The sequence below is a fragment of the Arthrobacter sp. Z5-13 genome, from assembly GCF_056499105.1.
The window spans coordinates 1,696,818-1,717,984 of record NZ_CP096460.1 but is presented as its reverse complement, the minus strand read 5'-3'; the positions used below and the strand labels follow the sequence as shown (position 1 = coordinate 1,717,984).

At 62.1% G+C, this 21,167-nt stretch carries 14 protein-coding genes; 4 read left to right on the top strand and 10 right to left on the bottom strand.

Annotated features, from left to right (window positions below):
* Positions 1-82: 82 nt before the first annotated feature.
* Positions 83-886, bottom strand: a complete 804-nt coding sequence (locus M1E02_RS08100) for a hypothetical protein (RefSeq protein ID WP_479377559.1) — start codon at positions 884-886, stop codon at positions 83-85.
* Between the two features lie 476 nt (positions 887-1,362).
* On the opposite strand from M1E02_RS08100, the gene M1E02_RS08095 reads away from it, so the two are divergent.
* The 4 genes from M1E02_RS08095 (at position 1,363) to M1E02_RS08080 (ending at position 6,679) form a co-directional block, all read left to right on the top strand.
* Positions 1,363-2,544, top strand: coding sequence for a sensor histidine kinase (locus M1E02_RS08095; protein WP_479377558.1), 1,182 nt, complete (start codon positions 1,363-1,365; stop codon positions 2,542-2,544).
* A 142-nt stretch (positions 2,545-2,686) separates the two neighbouring features.
* Complete coding sequence (locus tag M1E02_RS08090; protein WP_479378099.1) at positions 2,687-3,328, top strand: LuxR C-terminal-related transcriptional regulator; 642 nt, start codon at positions 2,687-2,689, stop codon at positions 3,326-3,328.
* A gap of 97 nt (positions 3,329-3,425) precedes the next feature.
* On the top strand, positions 3,426-4,199 hold the full coding sequence (locus tag M1E02_RS08085; protein ID WP_479377557.1) for an ABC transporter ATP-binding protein: 774 nt from the start codon (positions 3,426-3,428) through the stop codon (positions 4,197-4,199).
* A gap of 2 nt (positions 4,200-4,201) precedes the next feature.
* Entirely contained in the window at positions 4,202-6,679 is a 2,478-nt protein-coding gene (locus M1E02_RS08080) for an ABC transporter permease (protein ID WP_479377556.1), read from the top strand.
* A gap of 200 nt (positions 6,680-6,879) precedes the next feature.
* On the opposite strand, the gene M1E02_RS08075 is transcribed toward M1E02_RS08080, so the two are convergent.
* The 9 genes from M1E02_RS08075 to ilvD form a co-directional block, all read right to left on the bottom strand.
* Complete coding sequence (locus M1E02_RS08075) at positions 6,880-8,085, bottom strand: IS30 family transposase (RefSeq protein ID WP_479378098.1); 1,206 nt, start codon at positions 8,083-8,085, stop codon at positions 6,880-6,882.
* 294 nt (positions 8,086-8,379) lie between these two features.
* Positions 8,380-9,939, bottom strand: a complete 1,560-nt coding sequence (metG, locus tag M1E02_RS08070) for a methionine--tRNA ligase (RefSeq protein ID WP_479377555.1) — start codon at positions 9,937-9,939, stop codon at positions 8,380-8,382.
* 64 nt (positions 9,940-10,003) lie between these two features.
* Positions 10,004-10,762 carry an ABC transporter ATP-binding protein gene (locus M1E02_RS08065; RefSeq protein ID WP_479377554.1) on the bottom strand — a complete coding sequence of 253 codons (759 nt, stop codon included), beginning with the start codon at positions 10,760-10,762 and terminating at the stop codon, positions 10,004-10,006.
* The gene (locus M1E02_RS08060) at positions 10,759-13,554 is read right to left on the bottom strand and encodes an ABC transporter permease (RefSeq protein WP_479377553.1); all 2,796 of its coding nucleotides are present in this window, start codon (positions 13,552-13,554) and stop codon (positions 10,759-10,761) included. Before M1E02_RS08060 ends, M1E02_RS08065 begins: the two co-directional genes overlap by 4 nt.
* Before the next feature lie 208 nt (positions 13,555-13,762).
* The gene (gene serA, locus M1E02_RS08055) at positions 13,763-15,352 is read right to left on the bottom strand and encodes a phosphoglycerate dehydrogenase (RefSeq protein ID WP_479377552.1); all 1,590 of its coding nucleotides are present in this window, start codon (positions 15,350-15,352) and stop codon (positions 13,763-13,765) included.
* 124 nt (positions 15,353-15,476) lie between these two features.
* Positions 15,477-16,502 (bottom strand): ketol-acid reductoisomerase, encoded by a 1,026-nt coding sequence (ilvC, locus tag M1E02_RS08050; protein ID WP_247043051.1) that lies wholly within the window; start codon positions 16,500-16,502, stop codon positions 15,477-15,479.
* Positions 16,503-16,585: 83 nt separating this feature from the next.
* Positions 16,586-17,098, bottom strand: a complete 513-nt coding sequence (gene ilvN / locus M1E02_RS08045) for an acetolactate synthase small subunit (protein WP_247043049.1) — start codon at positions 17,096-17,098, stop codon at positions 16,586-16,588.
* 2 nt (positions 17,099-17,100) lie between these two features.
* On the bottom strand, positions 17,101-19,002 hold the full coding sequence (locus tag M1E02_RS08040; protein ID WP_479377551.1) for an acetolactate synthase large subunit: 1,902 nt from the start codon (positions 19,000-19,002) through the stop codon (positions 17,101-17,103).
* A gap of 373 nt (positions 19,003-19,375) precedes the next feature.
* Complete coding sequence (gene ilvD / locus M1E02_RS08035; protein ID WP_479377550.1) at positions 19,376-21,097, bottom strand: dihydroxy-acid dehydratase; 1,722 nt, start codon at positions 21,095-21,097, stop codon at positions 19,376-19,378.
* Positions 21,098-21,167 lie beyond the last annotated feature (70 nt).

Genomic DNA, 21,167 nt, shown 5'->3' with positions numbered 1-21,167 from the left:
TCCTGTGATCGGGATGTGGAAGGGCGGGTGCCACGGATACTTTTCCGTGGCACCCGCCCTCACTGTCTGCCTGAGTTTGTGCCTAGCTGTGAGTGCCCCTGGCCCTGGCTCCGCTCCTCCAAAGCACAAGTGCTGCCACGGTGGTTAGGAGGCCAGTGAGTCCGGTGAGCCAGGTGGGGATCCCCGCAACAGTGCTGCTACCAGCAGCTGTCTGGACGTTGTATCCCCTCTTGTTCACCGTGTCCTTGACTACGGTCTTGCCCGTGCCCGCGCCCGTGCCCACTCCGGCAGGAGTCGTCGTTACTGTCGTCGTCGGAACAACAGTTGGCTCCACGGTCGGTTCAACGGTTGGCTCCACGGTCGGTTCAACGGTTGGCTCCACTGTCGGTTCAACGGTTGGCTCCACTGTAGGTTCAACGGTTGGCTCCACTGTAGGTTCAACGGTTGGCTCCACTGTAGGTTCAACGGTTGGCTCCACCGTTGGTTCAACGGTTGGCTCCACCGTTGGTTCAATAGTTGGCTCCACCGTTGGTTCAATGGTTGGCTCCACCGTTGGTTCAATGGTTGGCTCCACCGTTGGCTGAACAATTGGCGCAACGCACTGGTTGGCCAGGAGGATGATGTTCTCTGGCGTCAGATTCAGGCCATTCGGCATGACTGTGCCGGAGTTCGCGGGCACGATATCCCCCGTATCACCGGCGTGCGCGGTCAATGCGCTCAGGCTGATGGTCTGAAACAGATATGGGTTATCCGGTGAGCTGGTGGCGTGGCAGATACTGATCTTTTTGTCATCATTCGTGTTGTCCGGCGGAGCAGCGTTCGCGGCAACGGTGGCGCCCATCAATCCGAGGCCCAGGACCCCAAGGGTGGCAATAGTTCGTTTCATTTTCGGTCCCTCCATACCAAATCGGATTCGAACCGACCAGACTTTGCGGAGTAACCGTCTTTGAGACCAGGAATGAATAACCTATTTGAGACCTCAACAGCGAAATGAATTGTGACAGTTACTCCCCAGAAAGTGTCATCAGTTCGCTTTGCCTTTTCAGGCTAAATTTGTGCCAATTAATAAGCCCGAGTAGCCGGTACGCGTTTATTCGATAACTCGCAGAGCCTCGAGTACTTGGTTCAGCGCCACGTCACTCACTCCTGTACCTGCCGCTACTTGCAGACTCCTGGGTTCCGTGCAGCAAACCCTCCCTCACGTTTCGCCGTAAAACCGCCAGCCCTCCCTCACTTCTGTCCCGCAAGTGAGGGAGGGTCCCCCAAAAACCTGCGAAACGTGAGTGAGCGTCACGGTGGGACACCGGAAATGTCCGCCTACGGTATGACGCCCCGGAGCTGCTGAGGAAATAGAGTTTCACAGTGGATAAACGTCACGCTCTGTACAGCTGGGTACGGAACAACCCGTTCAAAGTGGACATCGCTGCCACCGGCCTCCTGTTTTTGGCATTTGGTCCGGTTTACCTGCTGGCTGACCGGCCGCTGCTGTTTGCCTTGTCCTGCAGCCTCCTGATCCCCTTGGCCTGGCGCCGCACCCGGCCAGTAGCGGCAGCAGCGGCGATCGCCGTCGTCTGCCTGGTGCAGTGGGCTTTCGCAGTGGAGCCTGTGGTCGGACAGCTTGCTGTACCGCTGGTTATCTATGCCGTGGCTGCCTACGGACCGGCCTGGGCGAGCCGCTCTGTCCTGGCACTCGGCCTCGTGGGCGGCGTTATGCTCACCACCCGGTACTTCACCAGCCCGTCGGAATCCGGCATTTTGGGCCTGAGCATCGGGGTTCTCTATACAGTCCTGATCTGGATGCTTGTGATGGTCAGCTGGACTCTGGGCGACCTTACGCGCGTGCGGCGGCTGCAACTGCAGGCGCTTGAGGACCGGACCCGCCGTCTGGAGATTGAACAGCACCAGGAACGGTTGCTGGCAGCGGCCGATGAACGATCCCATATTGCACGTGAAATGCACGACATCGTGGCTCACTCGCTCTCGGTAATCATTACCCAGGCCGACGGCGGCCGCTACGCCGCTGCTTCCGACCCGAGAATCGCTACAGCGACGCTCGAGACGATCGCCTCCGCCGGACGCAGTTCGCTGAATGAAATGCGCCGGCTCCTGGGGGTGCTGCGCAGCGACGAACAAGCCTCAACGCGGCCACTCCCCGGCCTGACGGATTTGGACGAACTCCTCCTGGGATTCCGCGCTGCCGGCCTGCCCCTGAGATTCGAACAAAGTGGAACCCCACGCCGCGCCTTACCCTCAGGCGCGGAGCTAACGGCCTACCGAGTACTCCAGGAAGCGCTCACGAATGTACTCAAGCACGCCGGATCACAGGCCAAAGCAAGCGCTTCAATGCAGTGGCAGTCATCAGGGCTCAGGCTGGAAGTTACGGACGACGGTCATGGCGCTGCTGCAGATACAACCCACGGGGAGGGCAACGGACTGCACGGCATGGGCGAACGTATCAGCCTCTACGATGGTTCACTGGAGGCCGGGCCGGCCGCTGGCGGCGGCTTCCAGGTTTCGGCATTCATCCCCTACACGGAGGCATAACCCTATGACCCGAGAATTTCAGGTAAGCGTTCCTCCCGGGTTTGATTTCAGCCAGGAAACAGCAGCCACACGAACGGATGCATCAGAGGTGATCAGGGTGGCATTGGTGGATGACCAGCGCCTGGTCCGTTCGGGCTTCGGCATGCTCATCAATTCGCAGCCTGACTTGCAAGTGGTGGTCGAAGCCGGCAACGGTATCGAGGCCATCCAGTCGCTCAATGCCACCGTGGCTGACGTGGTGCTCATGGATGTCAGGATGCCCGGAATGGACGGGATCGAGGCAACTGCCCGGCTCCTGGAGCAGGCAGCCGCGGCCCCCACAGGCTCCAGAAGGGCCGACATCAAGATCGTCGTGCTGACAACGTTCGACCTGGACGAGTACGCCTTGGCTGCCATCCAGGCAGGTGCCAGCGGCTTCCTCCTGAAAGACGCCCCGCCAGAGGAACTACTGAACGCCATCAGGACCGTGCATCGAGGTGATGCCGTTGTGGCGCCGTCCACCACACGGCGGCTGTTGGACCACGTTGCCCCGTTGCTTCGCACCCAAGGGCCTGAGCAGGCGATGCACAGCGCCGCCGTCGAGCGCCTCACCGCCCGTGAGCGCGAAGTCTTCGAACTCATCGCCCAGGGCCAGTCCAATCCCGAAATCGCTGCCGGGCTTTTCCTGTCAGAAGCCACGGTCAAGACGCATGTGGGGCATATTCTGGCGAAACTGCATGCCCGGGACCGCGTTCAGATTGTGGTCATCGCCTACGAGACAGGCGTGGTCACTCCGGGCGCATAAATATCGACGCCGTCTCCTCCCCCGGTATGAGGAACCCATCGCATTGACCAGCCCTGGGCACGACGGCGTGGCTGCTTTCCCTCAATAGCGTGGAAGCATGACAACTTCCATGCAACTCCCACAATCCGGCCATGACAGCGCCACCGCCCAATCCGCCGTCGAAGCCTTCTCGCTCTCCAAGGGCTACGGCCGCGCTGAAACCAGGGTGATGGCCCTCCGAAACGTCAGCGTAAGTTTTGAAGCCGGCAAATTCACGGCCATCATGGGCCCATCCGGATCCGGAAAATCAACCCTCATGCACTGCCTCGCCGGGTTGGACACCGCTGACGACGGCAGGATCACCGTGGGCGGCACCGAAATTACCGGGCTCAACGATAAGCAACTAACAACCCTCCGCCGGGAACGGATCGGCTTTGTCTTTCAGGCGTTCAACCTTGTCCCCACGCTGACGGCGGAACAGAACATCACCCTCCCGCTGGCGCTCGCCGGAGCCAAGACGGATACTGCGTGGTTCACGGAGGTCGTGACTATTCTGGGGCTCAAAGACCGTCTCTCCCACCGTCCGCACGAATTGTCCGGCGGGCAGCAACAGCGCGTTGCGGTCGCCAGGGCGCTGCTGACCCGTCCGGACGTCATCTTCGGAGATGAGCCCACCGGCAACCTGGATTCAAAGTCTGGCGGGGAAGTCCTGGCGCTGCTCCGCCGCAGCAGCCAGGAGATGGGCCAGACGATCATCATGGTGACGCATGATCCCGTGGCGGCCAGCTACGCGGACCGCGTTGTGCTGATGAGCGACGGCGGGTTGGTGGGCGAACTGCGGAACCCCACCACTGAGAGCATCCTCGTTGCACTCGGCAAGCTGGGGGCATAGTCATGCTCCGTGTTGCACTCTCCCAACTCACTACGCACGCCAGGCGATTTATCGCCGTCGGGCTTGCCGTGATGTTGTCCGTTGCCTTCCTCTCCACCACGCTTATGGTCAGCGCGAGCACCCAGGCCTCCCTCGGTGCCAGCGTGGGCGAGACCTACCGCAAGGCTGATCTCATCGCTTCGCCTGGCACAGCTCCCTTGGAGCAGGCAGCCATCGCATCCGTCAGCGGCCTTGTTGGTGTTACGGCTGTCTACGGTCAGCAGACGGCCTTCACTGCATTCGCCGTCGGAGGAGACGAAGTGTCCGGACGCATCCGGAATCTTGCCCCCGATGCTCTGGAACCGTCAATTCTTAAAACCGGCAGCTATCCACAGACGGCGAGTGAAGTCGCCGTAGATGCCGACACCGTCACACGCTACGGCCTGCAAATCGGCCAGCAACTCAAACTCATAGCCGGAGACGCTTCCACCACCGTGGCCTTGACCGTCACTGGAGTCCTGGTTCCCAGCAACGATCCCTTCGCGTCCGCCCTACCCCAGTTGTTGGCCCAGACGCCCGCGGTCAGCACTCTTGCCGGCGATGGGCAAAGCCTGGAAGCGATCCAGGTTGTAATGGCCGGCGACGGCGATGCAACAGCTAAGGGGCAGGTTGCGGCTGCGCTCGCAAACGCGGGGGCGGGCGACGCCGTACTGCGGACCGCGACGGAACAGGTGACCTACCAGGTGGCACAGTTCAGCTCAGGCAAGGACGAACTGACAGTGATCCTGCTGGCATTCGCAGGGGTGGCACTGGTGGTGTCGGCGCTGGTTGTCAGCAACACCTTTGCCGTCCTGGTGGCGCAACGCACCCGTGAGCTTGCCCTGCTCCGGTGCCTTGGTGCTGGCCGTTCCCAGATCCGTGGGTCTGTCCTGTTTGAGGCGTTGCTTGTTGGAGCGGTTTCATCGGCGGCAGGAGTTCTGGCCGGTGCTGGACTCATGTCCGCGCTCATCGCCTGGGCCAAGAGCCAGCCTGACAGGGCTTTTGCCACGCTCTCTATACCGCCGTCGGCCATCCTCACAGGGTTGGCCGTAGGAATGCTCCTGACCGTCATCGCCGCCCTAATCCCTGCGCGGGCAGCCACAGCGGTGGCGCCCCTAGCCGCCCTCCGCCCTGCCGATCCGGCAGCGCTAGGGAACCCGAAAGGCCGTCTTCGTCTCGTGGGAGGATTACTGGCGCTTTTGGGCGGGGCTGCGGCCTTAGGATTTGGGGCGTGGAGCAATCAACTGCTCATTGCTCTGGCCGGAGGCGCATTGTCCTTTCTGGGAGTGCTGCTGTGTGCCACCCTGTTCGTGCCGCAGCTCGTGGCACTTGCAGGCCGGCTGGCCGCTCCTTCCGGGGTGCCCGGCCATCTGGCTGCCCGCAACGCCGTCCGGAACCCGGGACGGACGTCCGTGACTGCGGCAGCACTCCTGATCGGCGTCACCCTGGTGACCCTGATGATGACCGGGGCGTCGTCATCCCGTCTCGCCTTTGACCAGGTCCTGGCCCAGAACTATCCCGTGGACATGGCGGTGCTTGCTTCCCCGGAGTCGTTAAAGAGCCAGGTTGAAGCGGTTCAGGCGATCGATGGAGTGAAGGCTGCTGCGTTGTTGCCGGAAGCCGGGACCGTCAAGCTCGACGGCGCCGACGTCCCCGTGTACTCCCTGGCAGCGTCCGATGCCGGTGTGTTACGGGATTCAACCTTGAGGCCGGAGCCCGGCAAGATCTACCTTCCTGAGGACTCACCTAACACGCCGGTGACCATGACCGTGGGCGGAAGCACGATCCAACTTGAACCCGTGGTGCTCAAGACCCGCAACATGTCACCCCTCATCGACAGCCGCACTTTGGCTTTAGTCCCGGGCGCATCGGCCCCCGCCCATTCAGCCGATGCCCCGGAGACAGCCGACGGACCGACCCTGTGGCTCCTGCTGGATAAGGAGATCACCGGGGACGCAGTTCGCGACGTCCAGCAGTCTGTGGCAACGGCCCTGAAGGTACCTGCAGCTTCCGTCAGCGGCGCCGCGATTGAACGGGCTACTTTCAACGAGATCATTGATGTCCTTTTGCTGGTGGTTACCGGCCTCTTGGGCGTGGCAGTGGTCATCGCCCTGATTGGCGTGGCAAACACTCTGTCCCTGTCCGTACTGGAACGCACCAGGGAGAACTCGCTCCTGCGCGCCCTCGGCCTGACGCGTGGACAGCTTCGGGGAATGCTGGCCATCGAGGCAGTGTTGGTGGCTGGCGTCGCAGCGGTGCTGGGCACAATCCTGGGGATCATCTATGGCTGGCTCGGCGCCAAGTCCGCCCTCGGCAGTGTGGCAGATGTGGCCCCGGCGGTCCCTTGGCTCCAACTGTTGGCCGTCTTCGGCATTGCGATCGTGGCTGGGTTGCTGGCGTCGGTTATGCCCGCACGGCGCGCCGCCCGGCTCTCCCCTGTGGAGGGCCTGGCCACCACCTGACCTGGTGCCAAACGCTCACTCACCTTCCGCAGTAAAACGGCAAACCCTCCCTCACCTTCCGCAGTAAAACGGCAAACCCTCCCTCACCTGTGTCATACAAGTGAGGGAGGGTTTAGCTTAATGGCGCGAAAGGTGAGGGAGCGTCGGCCCAAAACCCGCGAAAGGGCGGATTCTGGGGGTCGTTGCAACACAGATGGTAGCTATGTGGTCAAAAGTAGATCACGGAGGCGCTCGGCCGGGGTATCCCAGCCGAGCGTTTTGCGTGGTCTGGCGTTTAGTTCCTGGGCTACGTGTTCGAGGTCTTCGGGTCCGTAGACGGATAAGTCGGTGCCTTTGGGGAAGTACTGCCGCAGGAGCCCGTTGGTGTTCTCGTTCGATCCGCGCTGCCAGGGGCTCGCGGGGTCGCAGAAGTAGACCTGCATGTCTGTGGCGAGCGTGAAGGATTTGTGGTTGGCCATTTCTGCGCCCTGGTCCCAAGTCAGGGAACCGCGGAGATGGGCCGGCAGCGTGGTCATGGTGTTGATGAGGCCGTCGCGGACGGTTTCGGCGGTGTGGTCATTGGGCAAATGGACGAGCATCACGTACCGGGTCGTGCGCTCGACGAGGGTCCCGATAGCGGACTGGTTCAATGCCCCGGTGATCAGGTCCCCTTCCCAGTGGCCAGGCACGGCGCGGTCCTCAATTTCGGGTGGGCGTTCGGAAATCATCACCATCGGGTCCCTGAATCGTTGAGTGCGTTGTTCACCGGTGTTGTGGGGTTTGCGGCGGGTCCTGCCGGTGCGGAGGGCGGTCTGGATTTCGCGTTTGAGACCTCCGCGGGCCTGGAAGTAGAGGGCCTGGTAAATCGTCTCTGTACTCACGCGCATTTCCTGATCGTTGGGGAAGTCCTTGATCAAAGTGTTGCTGATCTGCTCCGGTGATTGGCGCACGAGCAGTTTGGTTTGAACGTATTCCCTCAGCCGGGGCACTGTTAGCAGCTTCCGATCCTTGGGCCGGGGACGGCGGGCGGCAGCGGCCCGTTGCGCCGCATACGGCTGATAGCCGAGGTTTGAGGTGGTGTTGCGGGAGAGTTCTCGGCTGATGGTCGAAGCCGACCTGCCCAATGCGGACGCAATCGCCCGCAGAGACGCCCCGGTTGCTGACATGTCCCGGATCGTTTCACGCTCTGACAAAGACAGATAACGCGGATCGATAGCCTTCTCCAACTCCGAGACGGGGATCTGGGGGCCGGGAACCGTCCCGGTCCCACCAGCGGCAGTCGTCGAAGTGGTCACACCCCGTTTGTAGTCCACAACTCGTCCGTCAGGGTAAAAGCGCCGGCTGCCGGAGTGTCGGATTCCCTTGTCCCAGTCCCTGGCCGTGCGGACGCTCACACCCACGTTCCCGGCGGCCTCTTGCCGGCCCAGGCCAGCCTTGCGCAACCGCAGGAACTCCTCACGCCTCGAAGAGTCCGGACGCTTTCCGGCCATGCCCGCAGCGCGGGTCCAGTGATAACAGGTCATCCGGTTCAGCCCAAGCTCGGCTGCGGCGACGGTCACATTCCTGACCCGGTCCAGAACGGCGAAGAACTCCTCTTTCTGCTCCTGCGTGTACTTCCCTCGGCCCGACGCTTCTTTCGACAAAGACGACACGGTCGTTGCAACTCCCAAAACTCTGGGTGTTGCAACGACCGCTAGAACTCAAGAAGGTGAGGGAGCGTCCTAAGCCTCGGCGGGCTCTTCGTACTTAGGGAACACCGGCGCCGGGGCGGGGAGGACGGTACCCGGCACGATCGGCGTCGCGATGGCTGAGAACTGGCGCACCTCCCCTTCCGGCTGGCCGAGGGTATCCAGCAGAGCCGCTGACGACGTCGGCATGACCGGCTGCACGAGGATGGAGACGATGCGCAGCACCTCCAGCGTGACGTAAAGGACCGTGTTCATGCGTTGGACGTCGGTCTTCCGCAGCACCCAAGGTGCCTGCTCGGCGAAGTAGGCATTCGTATCGCCAAGAACGGCCCAGATACCCTCCAGTGCGCGGCTGAATTCCTGCTTCTCGAAGGCACTCCTGGCTGCTTCAAGCAGACCGTTGGCCTGGCCGAGCAAGGCCTCGTCCACGGCCGTGAAATGACCGGGAACAGGAACCTGGCCGCCGCAGTTTTTCGCCACCATGGAGAGTGAGCGTTGAGCGAGATTGCCGAAGTTGTTGGCCAGATCGGCGTTGGTCCGCCCCACGATTGCATCGTGGCTGTAGCTGCCGTCGGCCCCGAAGGGCACCTCCCGGAGGAAGAAGAACCGCACCTGATCGAGTCCGTATTGCTCCACGAAATCGGCCGGCGCCACGACGTTACCCAGGGACTTGGACATCTTGACCCCGTTGTTGTTCAGGAAGCCGTGGATCATGATGCGCTTGGGAAGTTCCAGTCCCGCGCTCATCAGGAATGCCGGCCAGTAGATGGCGTGGAAGCGGCTGATGTCCTTGCCGATGATATGCAGGTCCGCCGGCCAGAACTTGCCGAAGGACTCTGCATCCACGTCCGGGTAACCCACCCCGGTGAGGTAGTTGGTCAGCGCATCCACCCACACGTACATAACGTGCTTGTCGTTGCCTGGAACCGGAACGCCCCAGTCAAACGTCGTGCGGCTGATAGAGAGGTCCTCCAGGCCGCGCTTGACGAAGCTGATGACCTCGTTGAAGCGGTACTGCGGCGCACCAAACTCCGGCTGGGCCTCGTAGAGCGCCAGCAGCCGGTCCTGGTATGCCGAAAGGCGGAAAAAGTAGCTTTCCTCGGCCGTCCAGGTCACCTCGGTATCCGTCTCACGGGAGTACCGGATGCCGTCGTCCTTCACCAGGGTATCGTCTTCGACGTAAAACGCTTCGTCCCGGACGGAGTACCAGCCCTCGTACTTGGAGAGGTAAATGTCGCCGTTGGCTTCCATTTTTTTCCAGATTGCCTGGGACGCTGCGTAATGGTCGGCATCGGTGGTGCGGATGAACCGGTTGTAGGAGATCCCCAGGGCGGCGTGGGCACCCTTGTAGACCTCGGCGTTCCTGTCCACCAGCTCCTTGGGAGTGATGCCTTCCTTCTCCGCGGTCTGGGCGATCTTCATGCCGTGCTCATCAGTACCCGTCAGGAACATCACGTCATAGCCGTCGAGCCGCTTGAAGCGGGCCATTGCGTCGGTGGCAATGTACTCGTAGGCGTGGCCGATGTGCGGCACTCCGTTGGGGTACGTGATGGCCGTGGTGAGGTAATACGGAGGCTTGTCTGAGGAAGTCACTGGCGGAAAATACCTTTTAGTGCGAAGGGACAATGGGCCGCTGGTGTGCGCGCCTACTGCAAATCTAGATCAGTTCGGTCAGGGTATCGCTCAGGCGGACCAGTTCGTGGTCATGTGAAGCGACCAGAACAGCGATTCCATCCGAAGTTGTGTCCTTGAGGATGCTGATGATGCGGTTGGCCGACGCCCGGTCGAGGCTGGCCGTCGGTTCATCCACCACCAGCACGCGGGTTCCCAGGATCAGTGCACGGGCGATCGCAACACGCTGACGCTCACCGCCGGACAGCTGTGCCGGGCGGTGGCGCATTCGCCTGCCCAGGCCAACGAGGTCCAGGAGGTCCTTTGCCATGTCCCTCCGCTGGTCCACCTCTCCGTCGGGCACAGCAGGGAGAAGCACGTTCTCCAGGGCGCTCATGCCATCAATCAGTGCCCCTCCTTGGTCCACATAACCGATCAGAGCGCGACGGCGGTCGGCGATCTCGTCGTCGCCCATGCTTTCCAACGACTGGCCTTCCCAGTAGACGCGTCCCGACGTCGGCAGGCTGAGCCCGGCGCCGACGGTCAGGATGCTGGTCTTGCCGGAGCCGCTTCGCCCTGCGACGCAGTGCATCTCGCCGGCGTGGAGCACAAGGTTGAAGCCCTCGACGACGTTGACTGCTTCCGCGCCGCCCTTCTGTCCGCCATAACGGATGGTGATGTTGCTCAGCTCAAGGGGTGTGCGGTGGTCCTCGGCCTTCAGGATGGTGTTGGCGCGGGTCTGAAGCGAACCATCACCGATGTCGGTTCCGGAAAAATCGTCGTCAAAGTTCAGGTCGTTAGTCATCGGACCACTTTCGTTGCAATTGGAATCCAGCAAAGTACAGCCAGCAGCCCGGCGAGGCCGGCCCACAAAGCGGCGTAGGGGGCCAGGAGGATACCGATCCCCAGGGCGCCAAGAACACCCAGCGGAAGGGCCACTGAACCCACCAGGGCGTTTTCGAAGAACCGGACCTGGCCGAGCATGTCCGGGTTCCACCCCATGGCCTTCAAAGTCCCCAGGTATTGGCGTTTTGCCTGAAGTTCGAAGCGGCCGGTCACCAGTGTCAGCAACAGCCCGACCGCCACACCCGAAAGTGCCAGGATGATGCTCGGAAGGGCGATACTTGCCGCCGCAATCCCGCTGAGTGCGCTGGCACCGGCGGCCCGGGGAATATCGATCAGCAGGGCAATCAGGCCGCCTACTGCTGCACCGAAGACTCCGACTGCCACGGCCAGGGACAACGTATTGAACTTATTGGCCGTCAGCTGGCGGTTGGCGAAGGTGAGTGGCGAGTCCACAGGAATCAGCCGCTCGTCGTGCTGGGGCTCCTGGTCCACGTCTTCACGGTGCCGAAGCTGGCGGGCGGCGAAGAATGCGGCAGCCAGGTACAGCGTCAGGACAGACGCCGAGACGATGGCCGTGGCAGGGTTCCAGGTCACCAGCGAGAGGACAGTTCCGGCGATCGCCAGCATTGCCGCTCCCACACCGAATTCGGCAAGGACCCAGGAACGGATCCGGCGCTGGGTCCAGCCCATGGCACGAAGAGTTCCCGCTTCCGTCCGGCGTTGCCGGATGTAGCTGACAGTGGACGCGCCGGTCAGCAATGCGGCACCGCACAATGTCAGGAACAGCAGGGTGAGGTTGGTCCCTGTCAGCGAGCCGGAAACGGCGTCCGCAGCATCCTGACGGACCCACGATTGTGTGACGGTGCCGAGGTCGGATTCTTTGCCCGCATCGTCTTTGGAATAACCGGGAACGAAGATGTTGGCATCTTCACGAGCGGATCCGGCCACAATGGTCGCGTCGAGTCCCATGTCCCGGATCTCGGCAGCAAGCTTGTCGACGTCAGGATGCGCCTGTTTCCAGCTGCCCGGGGCCTTGGCACGGACACGGACGGCATCGATGACAGAGGCGTTCTGGTCGTAACCCCGTGCCGCGGCGAGGCCGTAGTAATCGGTGATGGCGCCGGCGGACTGGCTTACCAGGCCGGTGGCGCTGAGGGACGGCTTGAGCGGCGCGTCCGTAATGTCCTTGCCCTCGGCGTCTTTCACGAGTGTCATGGGTGACGGATCGTAGCCGCCCAAAGGCAGCCTGTTGACGTCGCCGGCCGCATCCTGAACCTTGGCGGGGTCAAAGGTCCCGTACACCATGGCCAGCGGCGGCGCGAGCTTCTTGCCGGTTTCCAGGCTTTCCCTGTACGCGCGTTCGTCCACGGGCTTGCGCTGGGTCTGGTCGACAGGTGTGCCCGCGGCGTCCTTTTCCGGAAGCCGGTTCACGGTGACCCATTCACCGGGGACGGCGGTCTTCTCCTGCGCCCCGTTGTCTGCGGTGTCGCCGTCTGTGTATTTGGGAGCCGAGGCGAAATCGGTGGTCCACTGTGCCGGGTTGTAAAGGCCCTGGCTGAAGTTGCCGGAGTTGCCGAGGAGCTGGGAGTAGTCCTTGGATCCCGGCCATGACAACGCGAACGGGGACTTTGAGACGAAGGGCAGGTAGTCCTTGTCCAGCGACTTGGTCACAGTACCCACGTCCTTGACCACGTTGCCGGAACCGTCGATTTCCTCGATTTTGACCGAGTACTTCAGGTCGAGGGAGGTCCCGGAACGTACGATCAGCGGGATGGCCTGGGAGTCGTCGGTCAGCTGGCCGTTCCGCTTGGCCTGCTGGTACTGGGTCATGAGCGGCGCCCAGTACTTCAGTTTGACGCCCAGGAAATCAGGACCCTCTTCGAGTTCTTTCATGCTGATGCCTGTGGTGAAGAGGCTTTCGAAGTGCCGGCCGATCGCTCCCGCATTGCGGGCGTCGGCAGGCGGTGCCTTCTCGAGGGGCGCCAGGAAGTCCCCGGCGCTTCCCAGGAGTGCGCGTTCGGAGATCGGATCAACCGCGACGACGGATTCGGTCACCTGGGGTGCCAGCGGCAGGGACACCGAGAGGTTGAAGAGATTGTGCTCCGATCCGCCGGCCGGGGCGGGGAACTTGATGCCCGTCTCCCCACTTGGGCCGGCAATACGGATACTCTTTCCGCCGGGAGTCTCCTCCTCGATGAGCTGAGCCTTGCCCAGAGACCCTTCGGCCATGGACTTGAACAGCGTCTGCTCCGAGTGGCCGTCAGAGCTCACAGCGCTGGCCGTCAGGCGGTAGGTTTTGGCCTTATCGGTCAATACGGATTCCGCCGCCGGCCACTTGCTGGGGTCGGTACCCCCGGGCTCTCCGGCTGTCGCAGTTCCTACCAGTCCGGCGTTGAAGCCTAGGTAGTCCATGGCGTCCAGCCGTGGGGCCTCAAGGTTTTGGCTGACGCGGGAAACCAGGCTGATGGGGGCGGCCACGGAAGTTCCGGAGAGCTTCCGGAGGGCTTCCAGTTGATCAAAACTGATTCCGCCCTGGCCATTGGCGATTTCCGGCTGCATGAGCGAGCCGCCGGCACCCGCCTTGGGTTGCACGAGGATGTCGTAAAGTCCTCGCGAATTCTCGTCGACTGTTCGGTTGAGCGCCGCTTGTGACTGTCCCTGGACGAGGACGGACAGGCACATGGCGACGATCAATATGGCCGCGGTCAACATCAGCACTCTGCTTCTGATGAACCTCTGGACGGCGTTCATTGGGCTCCTGAAAGCTGGATTTGCGTGCGCGCACACCACTGTTCACTCCAAACGGATGTGAAGGTGTCCCCTGCCGGATGTGCAGAACAAGATTGGCCGGCCCGCCGGCTGGATGCCCCAAAGGGACTCAGTCGGAGAAAGCAGACCGGCCAATCATACGTGCCAGAAGTTACAACTCTGTCACTAATGGTTCACCTGAGGCTTGGCCTCAGTTTTCGAGGTCAACCTCGCGCACCATTTCAGCGCCGATGCCGGCCTTGATCGCGTCAAGAACCTGCTGCGGCACGGAGCTGTCGATGGTCAGGAGCGCGAGCACCTGGCCACCTTCAGTCTGCCGCGCGACCTGCATGCCGCCAATGTTGATGTTGTTCATGCCCAGGATGTGGCCGATAGTACCGATCACGCCGGGCCGATCAGCGTAGGAAACCACCACGAGGTGCTCGCTGATGGGGATTTCGACGTCGTAGCCGTTGACTCCCACCAGTTTCTCAACCTGCTTGGGGCCCGTCAGCGTTCCTGCCACGGAAATCTGGCTGCCGTCGCTGAGGGCGCCGCGAAGGGTCAGGACGTTGCGGTAGTCCTCGGCTTCGGGAGTGGTGATCAGGCGGGTGTTGATGCCGCGCTGTTCGGCGATAACGGGGGCGTTGACGTAGGAGACCTGCTCGGTCACGACGTCCGCGAAGATGCCCTTGAGGGCTGCAAGCTCCAGGACCTTGACGTCGAGCGCGGCGATTTCGCCGGCAACCTCGACGTCGATCTGGGTCAGGGAATCGTGAGTGAGAGCGGTGAAGATCCTGCCCAGCTTTTCAATGAGGGGAATACCGGGGCGGACGTCGGGCGCGATGATGCCGCCTGCCACGTTGACGGCGTCCGGGACCAGCTCACCGGCAAGGGCAAGCCTGACCGACTTCGCTACTGACACACCGGCTTTTTCCTGGGCTTCGTCAGTGGATGCACCAAGGTGCGGGGTGACCACGACGTTGTCCAGTTTGAAGAACGGAAGGTCGGTGCTGGGCTCCTTGACGAAGACGTCGACGCCGGCGCCGGCGATGTCGCCGTCCTGCAGGGCCGTGTAGAGGGCTTCCTCGTCGATCAGGCCGCCGCGTGCCACGTTGATGACGTAGGCGGTGTTCTTCATCTTCTTGAAGGCGTCAGCGCCCAGCATGCCGACCGTTTCGGGGGTCTTGGGCATGTGGATGGTGATGAAGTCCGAGTGGGCCAGCAGCTCGTCGAGGGTGACGAGCTTGACGCCGAGCTGCGCGGCCCGGGCCGAGGTGATGTACGGATCGTAGGCGAGGATTTCGGTTTCGAAGCCCTGCAGGCGGGCAGCGACGAGGGCGCCGATGCGGCCGAGGCCGATGATGCCTACCTTTTTCTCAAAGAGCTCGATGCCCGAGTACTTGGAGCGCTTCCATTCGCCGTCCTTCAGGGCGGCGCTGGCCTGCGGGATGTGGCGTGCGAGGCTGAGGATGTGGCCAACGGTCAGTTCAGCGGCGGAGACAATGTTCGACGTCGGGGCGTTGACCACCATGACGCCGGCCTGGGTGGCGGCTTTGATGTCCACGTTGTCGAGCCCGACGCCGGCACGGGCTATAACCTTCAGGTTCTTGGCCGCGGCGATTGCCTCGGCGTCCACCTGGGTGGCTGAGCGCACGAGGATGGCGTCGACGTCGATGATCGCAGACAGCAGCTGGGAACGGTCGGCGCCGTCGGTCTGGCGGATTTCGAAGTCCGGGCCCAGGGCCTCGACTGTGGCGGGCGAAAGTTCTTCGGCGAGCAGTACTACGGGTTTTGACACGGCTGATCCTCTGCGTTGCAGTCCGGGGGGTATAACAAGTCTAGGCCGACAGAAAGGCCGGGCCCACATTGTGAAGTGTGAACCCGGCCATTTTCCGGTACCTCGGTTATGCGAAAAGCACGACCTAGCGGGCTACGGAGCCCTCTGTGTAGTCATCATTGGTCTTGATCCAGGAGAAGAGCTTCCGCAGTTCGCGGCCGGTGGTCTCGATGGGGTGGTCTTCGCCCTTCTTGCGCAGCTCTGCGAACTCCGGAGCGCCGGCGTCCTGATCGTCGATGAAGCGCTTGGCGAAGGCACCGTTCTGGATGTCCGCGAGGACAGCCTTCATGTTTTCCTTCACCTCGGGAGTGATGACGCGCGGGCCGGAGACGTAGTCGCCGTATTCCGCCGTGTCCGAGACGCTCCAGCGCTGCTTGGCGATGCCACCCTCCACCATGAGGTCAACAATGAGCTTGAGCTCGTGCAGAACCTCGAAGTAGGCGACCTCGGGCTTGTAGCCGGCTTCAGTCAATGTTTCGAAGCCGTACTGGATGAGCTGCGATGCGCCGCCGCAGAGAACAGCCTGCTCGCCGAAGAGGTCCGTTTCGGTCTCTTCGGTGAAGGTGGTCTCGATAACGCCTGCACGGGTGCCGCCAATTGCCTTGGCGTAAGACAGGGCCAGTTCCTTGGCCTTGCCGGAAGCGTTCTGCTCCACCGCGATCAGGTCGGGAACGCCACGGCCGGCTTCGAATTCGCGGCGCACGATGTGGCCGGGTCCCTTGGGGGCAACCAGGGCGACGTCGACGTCGGCCGGCGGCTTGATGTAGCCGTAGCGGATGTTGAAGCCGTGGCCGAAGAAGAGGGCGTCACCGGCCTGCAGGTTCGGTGCGATGTCCTCGGCGTAGACGAAGCGCTGGACCTGGTCCGGGGTAAGGACCATGATCAGGTCGGCTTCGGCAACGGCGTCGGCAACGTTCAGGACGCGCAGGCCCTCGGCCTCGGCCTTGGCCCGGGACTTGGAGCCTTCCTTCAGGCCGACGCGGACGTCAACGCCTGAATCGCGAAGGCTGAGGGCGTGGGCGTGGCCCTGGGAGCCGTAACCGATAACGGCAACGGTGCGTCCCTGGATGATCGACAGGTCGGCGTCGTCGTCGTAAAACATTTCAGTCACTTGGGTGTCTCCTTTTGAGTGGATTCTTTGGTGTTGCTTGCAGGTGGAGCTTGTCAGTGGTGGTGGAGTGCCTTCCGCAGTGCCTAAGCGCTGCGCAAGGCCCTGTCACTCATGGAGCGGGATCCCCGTCCAACGGCCAAAGTGCCGGACTGCACAATTTCGCGGATTCCGAAAGGTTCCAGCACGGAAAGCAGTGCCGTCAGTTTTTCGGGATGGCCGGTTGCTTCAATGACCACTGAATCTGTGGAGACGTCGACTACTGAAGCACGGAACAAATCTGCAGCGTGGGTCACCTGCAAACGGGTTGCGGCATCCGCCCGTACCTTGACCAGGATGTGGTCGCGCTGCACGGAGGATTCGGAAGTCAGTTCAACAATCTTGATCACGTTGACCAGCTTGTTCAACTGTTTGGTGACCTGTTCGATCAGGTCACCGTCGGCGTCGACCACAACGGTCATGCGGGACATGCCCGGCACTTCGGTGGGGCCTACGGCCAAAGAATTGATGTTGAAGGCGCGGCGGGCAAACAGGCTGGCCACGCGGGTCAGCACACCGGGCTTGTCTTCGACCAGAACGGACAGTGTGTGGCGGCTCATGATCAGTCCTCCTCTTCCCATTCCGGGGTCAGGTTGCGGGCAACCTGGATCTGGTCGTTGCTTACTCCGGCAGGGACCATCGGCCACACCATGGAGTTGGGACTGACTACGAAGTCGATGACGACGGGCCTGTCGTTGATTTCCAGCGCTTTCTGGATAGTGGCATCGATGTCCTCGACGCGTTCGCAACGGAAGGAAGCACAGCCATAGGCCTCCCCCAGCTTGACGAAGTCCGGGATACGGACGGTGTCGTGGCCGGTGTTGAGATCGGTGTTGGAGTAGCGGCCCTCATAGAAGAGGGTCTGCCACTGCCGCACCATACCCAGCGAGGAGTTGTTGATGACGGCCACCTTGATGGGGATCTTGTTGATGGCGCACGTAGCAAGTTCCTGGTTGGTCATCTGGAAACAGCCGTCTCCGTCGATGGCCCACACCACGCGGTCGGGTTCGCCAACCTTGGCGCCCATGGCCGCAGGCACCGCGTAACCCATGGTGCCCGCACCGCCTGAGTTCAGCCACTGGTGGGGCCGCTCGTACTTGATGAACTGTGCAGCCCACATCTGGTGTTGCCCGACGCCGGCCACGTAGATACCCTCCGGGCCGGTCAACGCGCCGATGCGCTCAATAACACGCTGCGGGGCTACGAGGCCGTCCTCAGGTTCGGTCCAACCCAGCGGGTAGGTTTCGCGGAGGTTGTTCAGGAACGCCCACCAGCTCTGCAGGTCCGGGGTACCGGAAGCCTCAAACTGGGTGCGTACTGCCTCTGTGAGCTCCGGAATGATCTCCTTGACCGAACCGACGATGGGAACGTCAGCTGTCCGGTTCTTGGAGATTTCCGCGGGATCGATATCGGCATGGATCACCTTGGCGTTGGGCGCGAAGGTCTTCAGGATCCCGGTCACCCGGTCATCAAAGCGGGCTCCAAGCGTGATCAGGAGATCCGACTGCTGCAATGCCGTGACGGCGGAAACGGTACCGTGCATACCTGGCATGCCAACGTGCTGGGGGTGCGAATCCGGGAAAACGCCACGGGCCATGAGGGTGGTGACCACAGGGGCGCCTGTCAGTTCCGCTAGTTCGCGCAACTCTGCTGAGGCGTGGGCCTTGACGACGCCGCCGCCCACATAGAGGACGGGCTTGCTGGCAGCAGCAATAAGGCGTGCGGCCTCCCGGACCTGCTTGTTGTGTCCGCGGACCACGGGCCGATAACCGGGCAGGTCGATCTTGGGCGGCCAGGAAAAGGTCATCTTGCCCTGCTGGGCGTCCTTGGCAACATCCACCAGGACCGGGCCGGGACGGCCACTCGAAGCCAGGTGGAAAGCGGCGGCCATGACGTGTGGGATCTCATTCGGATCCGTTACAAGGAACGAGTGCTTGGTGATGGGCATGGTGATGCCCACAATGTCGGCTTCCTGGAAGGCATCGGTGCCGATGACTCCGCTGGATACCTGGCCGGTGATCGCAACCATGGGCACGGAATCCATGTGGGCGTCCATGATGGCGGTAACGAGGTTGGTGGCTCCCGGGCCGGACGTGGCGATGCAGACGCCAACCCTTCCCGTAACCATGGCATAGCCTTGCGCGGCGTGGCCGGCTCCCTGTTCGTGACGGACCAGAACGTGATTCATTCCGGAAGCCATCAAAGGGTCATAGGTAGGCAGGATCGCGCCACCGGGCAAACCAAAAATATCGTCGACGCCGAGTTCTTCGAGCGAACGCACAATAGCTTCTGAGCCGGTCATCACCGTTGGGGGTACAACGTTGTTCGGCCCAAGGACAGGAGAGGCGGCTGCAGCAATGTCGACACCCGCGTCAGTGGGGCGGTCGACGCGTTCTGGAGCCTTGGGGGCTCCAGCGGACTTTGTAGCCATCAGCGAGGGGCTGATCGGCGATCCTTTGCTCATCGGACTCTTCCTTAGTGGATCTTGAATTAGCGGTTACAGCGGGTGGAACTTCGTGATGATGCTTCGCGGCAATAAAAAAACCCCTCAGCCTGATGGGCTCTTCGAGGGGTTGCGCGTGACAGTTCGTTACCAGTCGGGCTATTTAGCCACGCGCTTGGTAAGTACGACGACGTCGGTAACGAATGCGATCATGCGTTCAGTGTTCCCTCTAAGTGAGATACGTGTCAACGGAGCAACTTGCGATCTCACCATTTGGACATCATTGTCCACTACATGGCCGCCTCGCCCAACTGATAGCAGCAGATGCTGTCTTTATTGCTCGTAACAACATCTGCTGCGACTCAGTTGGATTCAGCCGCCGAACTGCGTGCTGCTACCCGCAGTATGCGCCGGTGGAGGCGCTGTGCACCAGCTTGGCGTACTTGGCCAGCACGCCCTTGGTGAACTTCGCGGGCAGCGGAGCCCAGCCCTCTTTACGCGACTCGAGCTCGGCCGGGTCCACCAGGAGGTCGAAGCTGCGGGCGGCGATATCCACGCGGATCCGGTCACCGTCCTTTACAAAGGCGATGGGACCGCCGTCGACTGCTTCCGGTGCAACGTGCCCGATGCAGAGCCCGGTGGTGCCGCCCGAGAAACGGCCGTCAGTTAGGAGCAAAACATCCTTGCCGAGGCCGGCGCCCTTGATGGCCCCGGTGATCGCGAGCATTTCCCGCATGCCGGGACCGCCCTTGGGACCTTCGTAGCGGATGACAACGACGTCGCCTGCGTGGATCTGGCCCTTGTCCAGCGCGTCGAGCGCTCCCTGCTCGCGCTCGAAGACGCGGGCAGTTCCCTCGAAAACGTCGGCGTCGAACCCTGCGCTCTTTACGACAGCACCCTCCGGTGCCATGGTGCCGTGCAGGATGGTGATACCGCCGGTCTTGTGGATCGGGTTGTCCAGGGCCCGCAGGATCTTGCCGTCCAGGTCCGGCGGGTTGATGGACGCGAGGTTTTCGGCGAGGGTTTTGCCCGTCACGGTGAGGCAGTCCCCGTGCAGCAGTCCGGCGTCGAGCAGTGCCTTCATGATGACCGGCACGCCGCCGATCTTATCCACATCCGTCATGACATAACGGCCAAACGGCTTGAGGTCACCGAGGTGCGGGATTTTGTCGCCGATGCGGTTGAAGTCATCCAGCGTGAGCTCGACTTCTGCTTCGCGGGCGATCGCGAGCAAGTGGAGGACGGCGTTGGTGGAGCCGCCGAAGGCCATGGTCACGGCAATAGCGTTCTCAAACGCTTTTTTGGTCATGATGTCCCGCGCAGTGATCCCAAGGCGGAGCAGGTTCACCACGGCCTCACCCGACTTACGGGCAAATTCATCACGACGGCGGTCAGCCGAGGGCGGCGCAGCGGATCCCGGCAGGGACATTCCGAGTGCCTCGCCGATGCACGCCATTGTGTTGGCCGTGTACATACCGCCGCAGGCACCTTCGCCGGGACAGATGGCCTTTTCAATGCGTTCGAGGTCTCCGAGGCTCATCTTTCCGGCTGCGCAGGCGCCGACGGCCTCGAAGGCGTCAATGAGGGTAACTTCCTTCTCCGACCCATCTTCAAGCTTCACCCAGCCGGGCATGATGGATCCGGCGTAGAGGAAGACGCTGGCCAGGTCCAGGCGCGCAGCGGCCATGAGCATGCCGGGCAGTGACTTATCGCAGCCAGCCAAAAGGACCGAGCCATCGATCCGCTCCGCCTGCATAACGGTCTCGACGGAGTCAGCGATGACTTCGCGGGAAACAAGGGAGAAGTGCATGCCCTCGTGGCCCATGGAGATTCCGTCGGAAACGGAGATTGTGCCGAACTGCATGGGGAAACCCCCGCCTGCATGGACACCTTCCTTGGCACCCTGGGCGAGCCTGTTCAGGGAGAGGTTGCAGGGAGTGATTTCATTCCAGGAGCTCGCGACGCCGATTTGGGGTTTGGCAAAGTCGTCATCCCCCATACCCACCGCACGGAACATGCCACGCGCTGGGGCGGCATGGATTCCATCGGTGACGACCCGGCTGCGGGGCTTGATGTCCGGCTTGATTTCTGTCGCGGTTTGGGTGGTCTCACTCATGGGTCAAAGTCTATGGCTCCCGAGGGGGCCCTAACGACCTGCCAACACGACTTAAGGCTAAATGGCTGGA

What these genes read in the sequence shown, in the direction of transcription:
- M1E02_RS08100 (WP_479377559.1), bottom strand. Translation starts at nt 886, where the DNA reads ATGAAACGAACTATTGCCACCCTTGGGGTCCTGGGCCTCGGATTGATG.
- M1E02_RS08090 (WP_479378099.1), top strand. Translation starts at nt 2,687, where the DNA reads ATGCTCATCAATTCGCAGCCTGACTTGCAAGTGGTGGTCGAAGCCGGC.
- M1E02_RS08085 (WP_479377557.1), top strand. Translation starts at nt 3,426, where the DNA reads ATGACAACTTCCATGCAACTCCCACAATCCGGCCATGACAGCGCCACC.
- M1E02_RS08080 (WP_479377556.1), top strand. Translation starts at nt 4,202, where the DNA reads ATGCTCCGTGTTGCACTCTCCCAACTCACTACGCACGCCAGGCGATTT.
- M1E02_RS08065 (WP_479377554.1), bottom strand. Translation starts at nt 10,762, where the DNA reads ATGACTAACGACCTGAACTTTGACGACGATTTTTCCGGAACCGACATC.
- M1E02_RS08060 (WP_479377553.1), bottom strand. Translation starts at nt 13,554, where the DNA reads ATGAACGCCGTCCAGAGGTTCATCAGAAGCAGAGTGCTGATGTTGACC.
- ilvN (WP_247043049.1), bottom strand. Translation starts at nt 17,098, where the DNA reads ATGAGCCGCCACACACTGTCCGTTCTGGTCGAAGACAAGCCCGGTGTG.
- M1E02_RS08040 (WP_479377551.1), bottom strand. Translation starts at nt 19,002, where the DNA reads ATGAGCAAAGGATCGCCGATCAGCCCCTCGCTGATGGCTACAAAGTCC.
- ilvD (WP_479377550.1), bottom strand. Translation starts at nt 21,097, where the DNA reads ATGAGTGAGACCACCCAAACCGCGACAGAAATCAAGCCGGACATCAAG.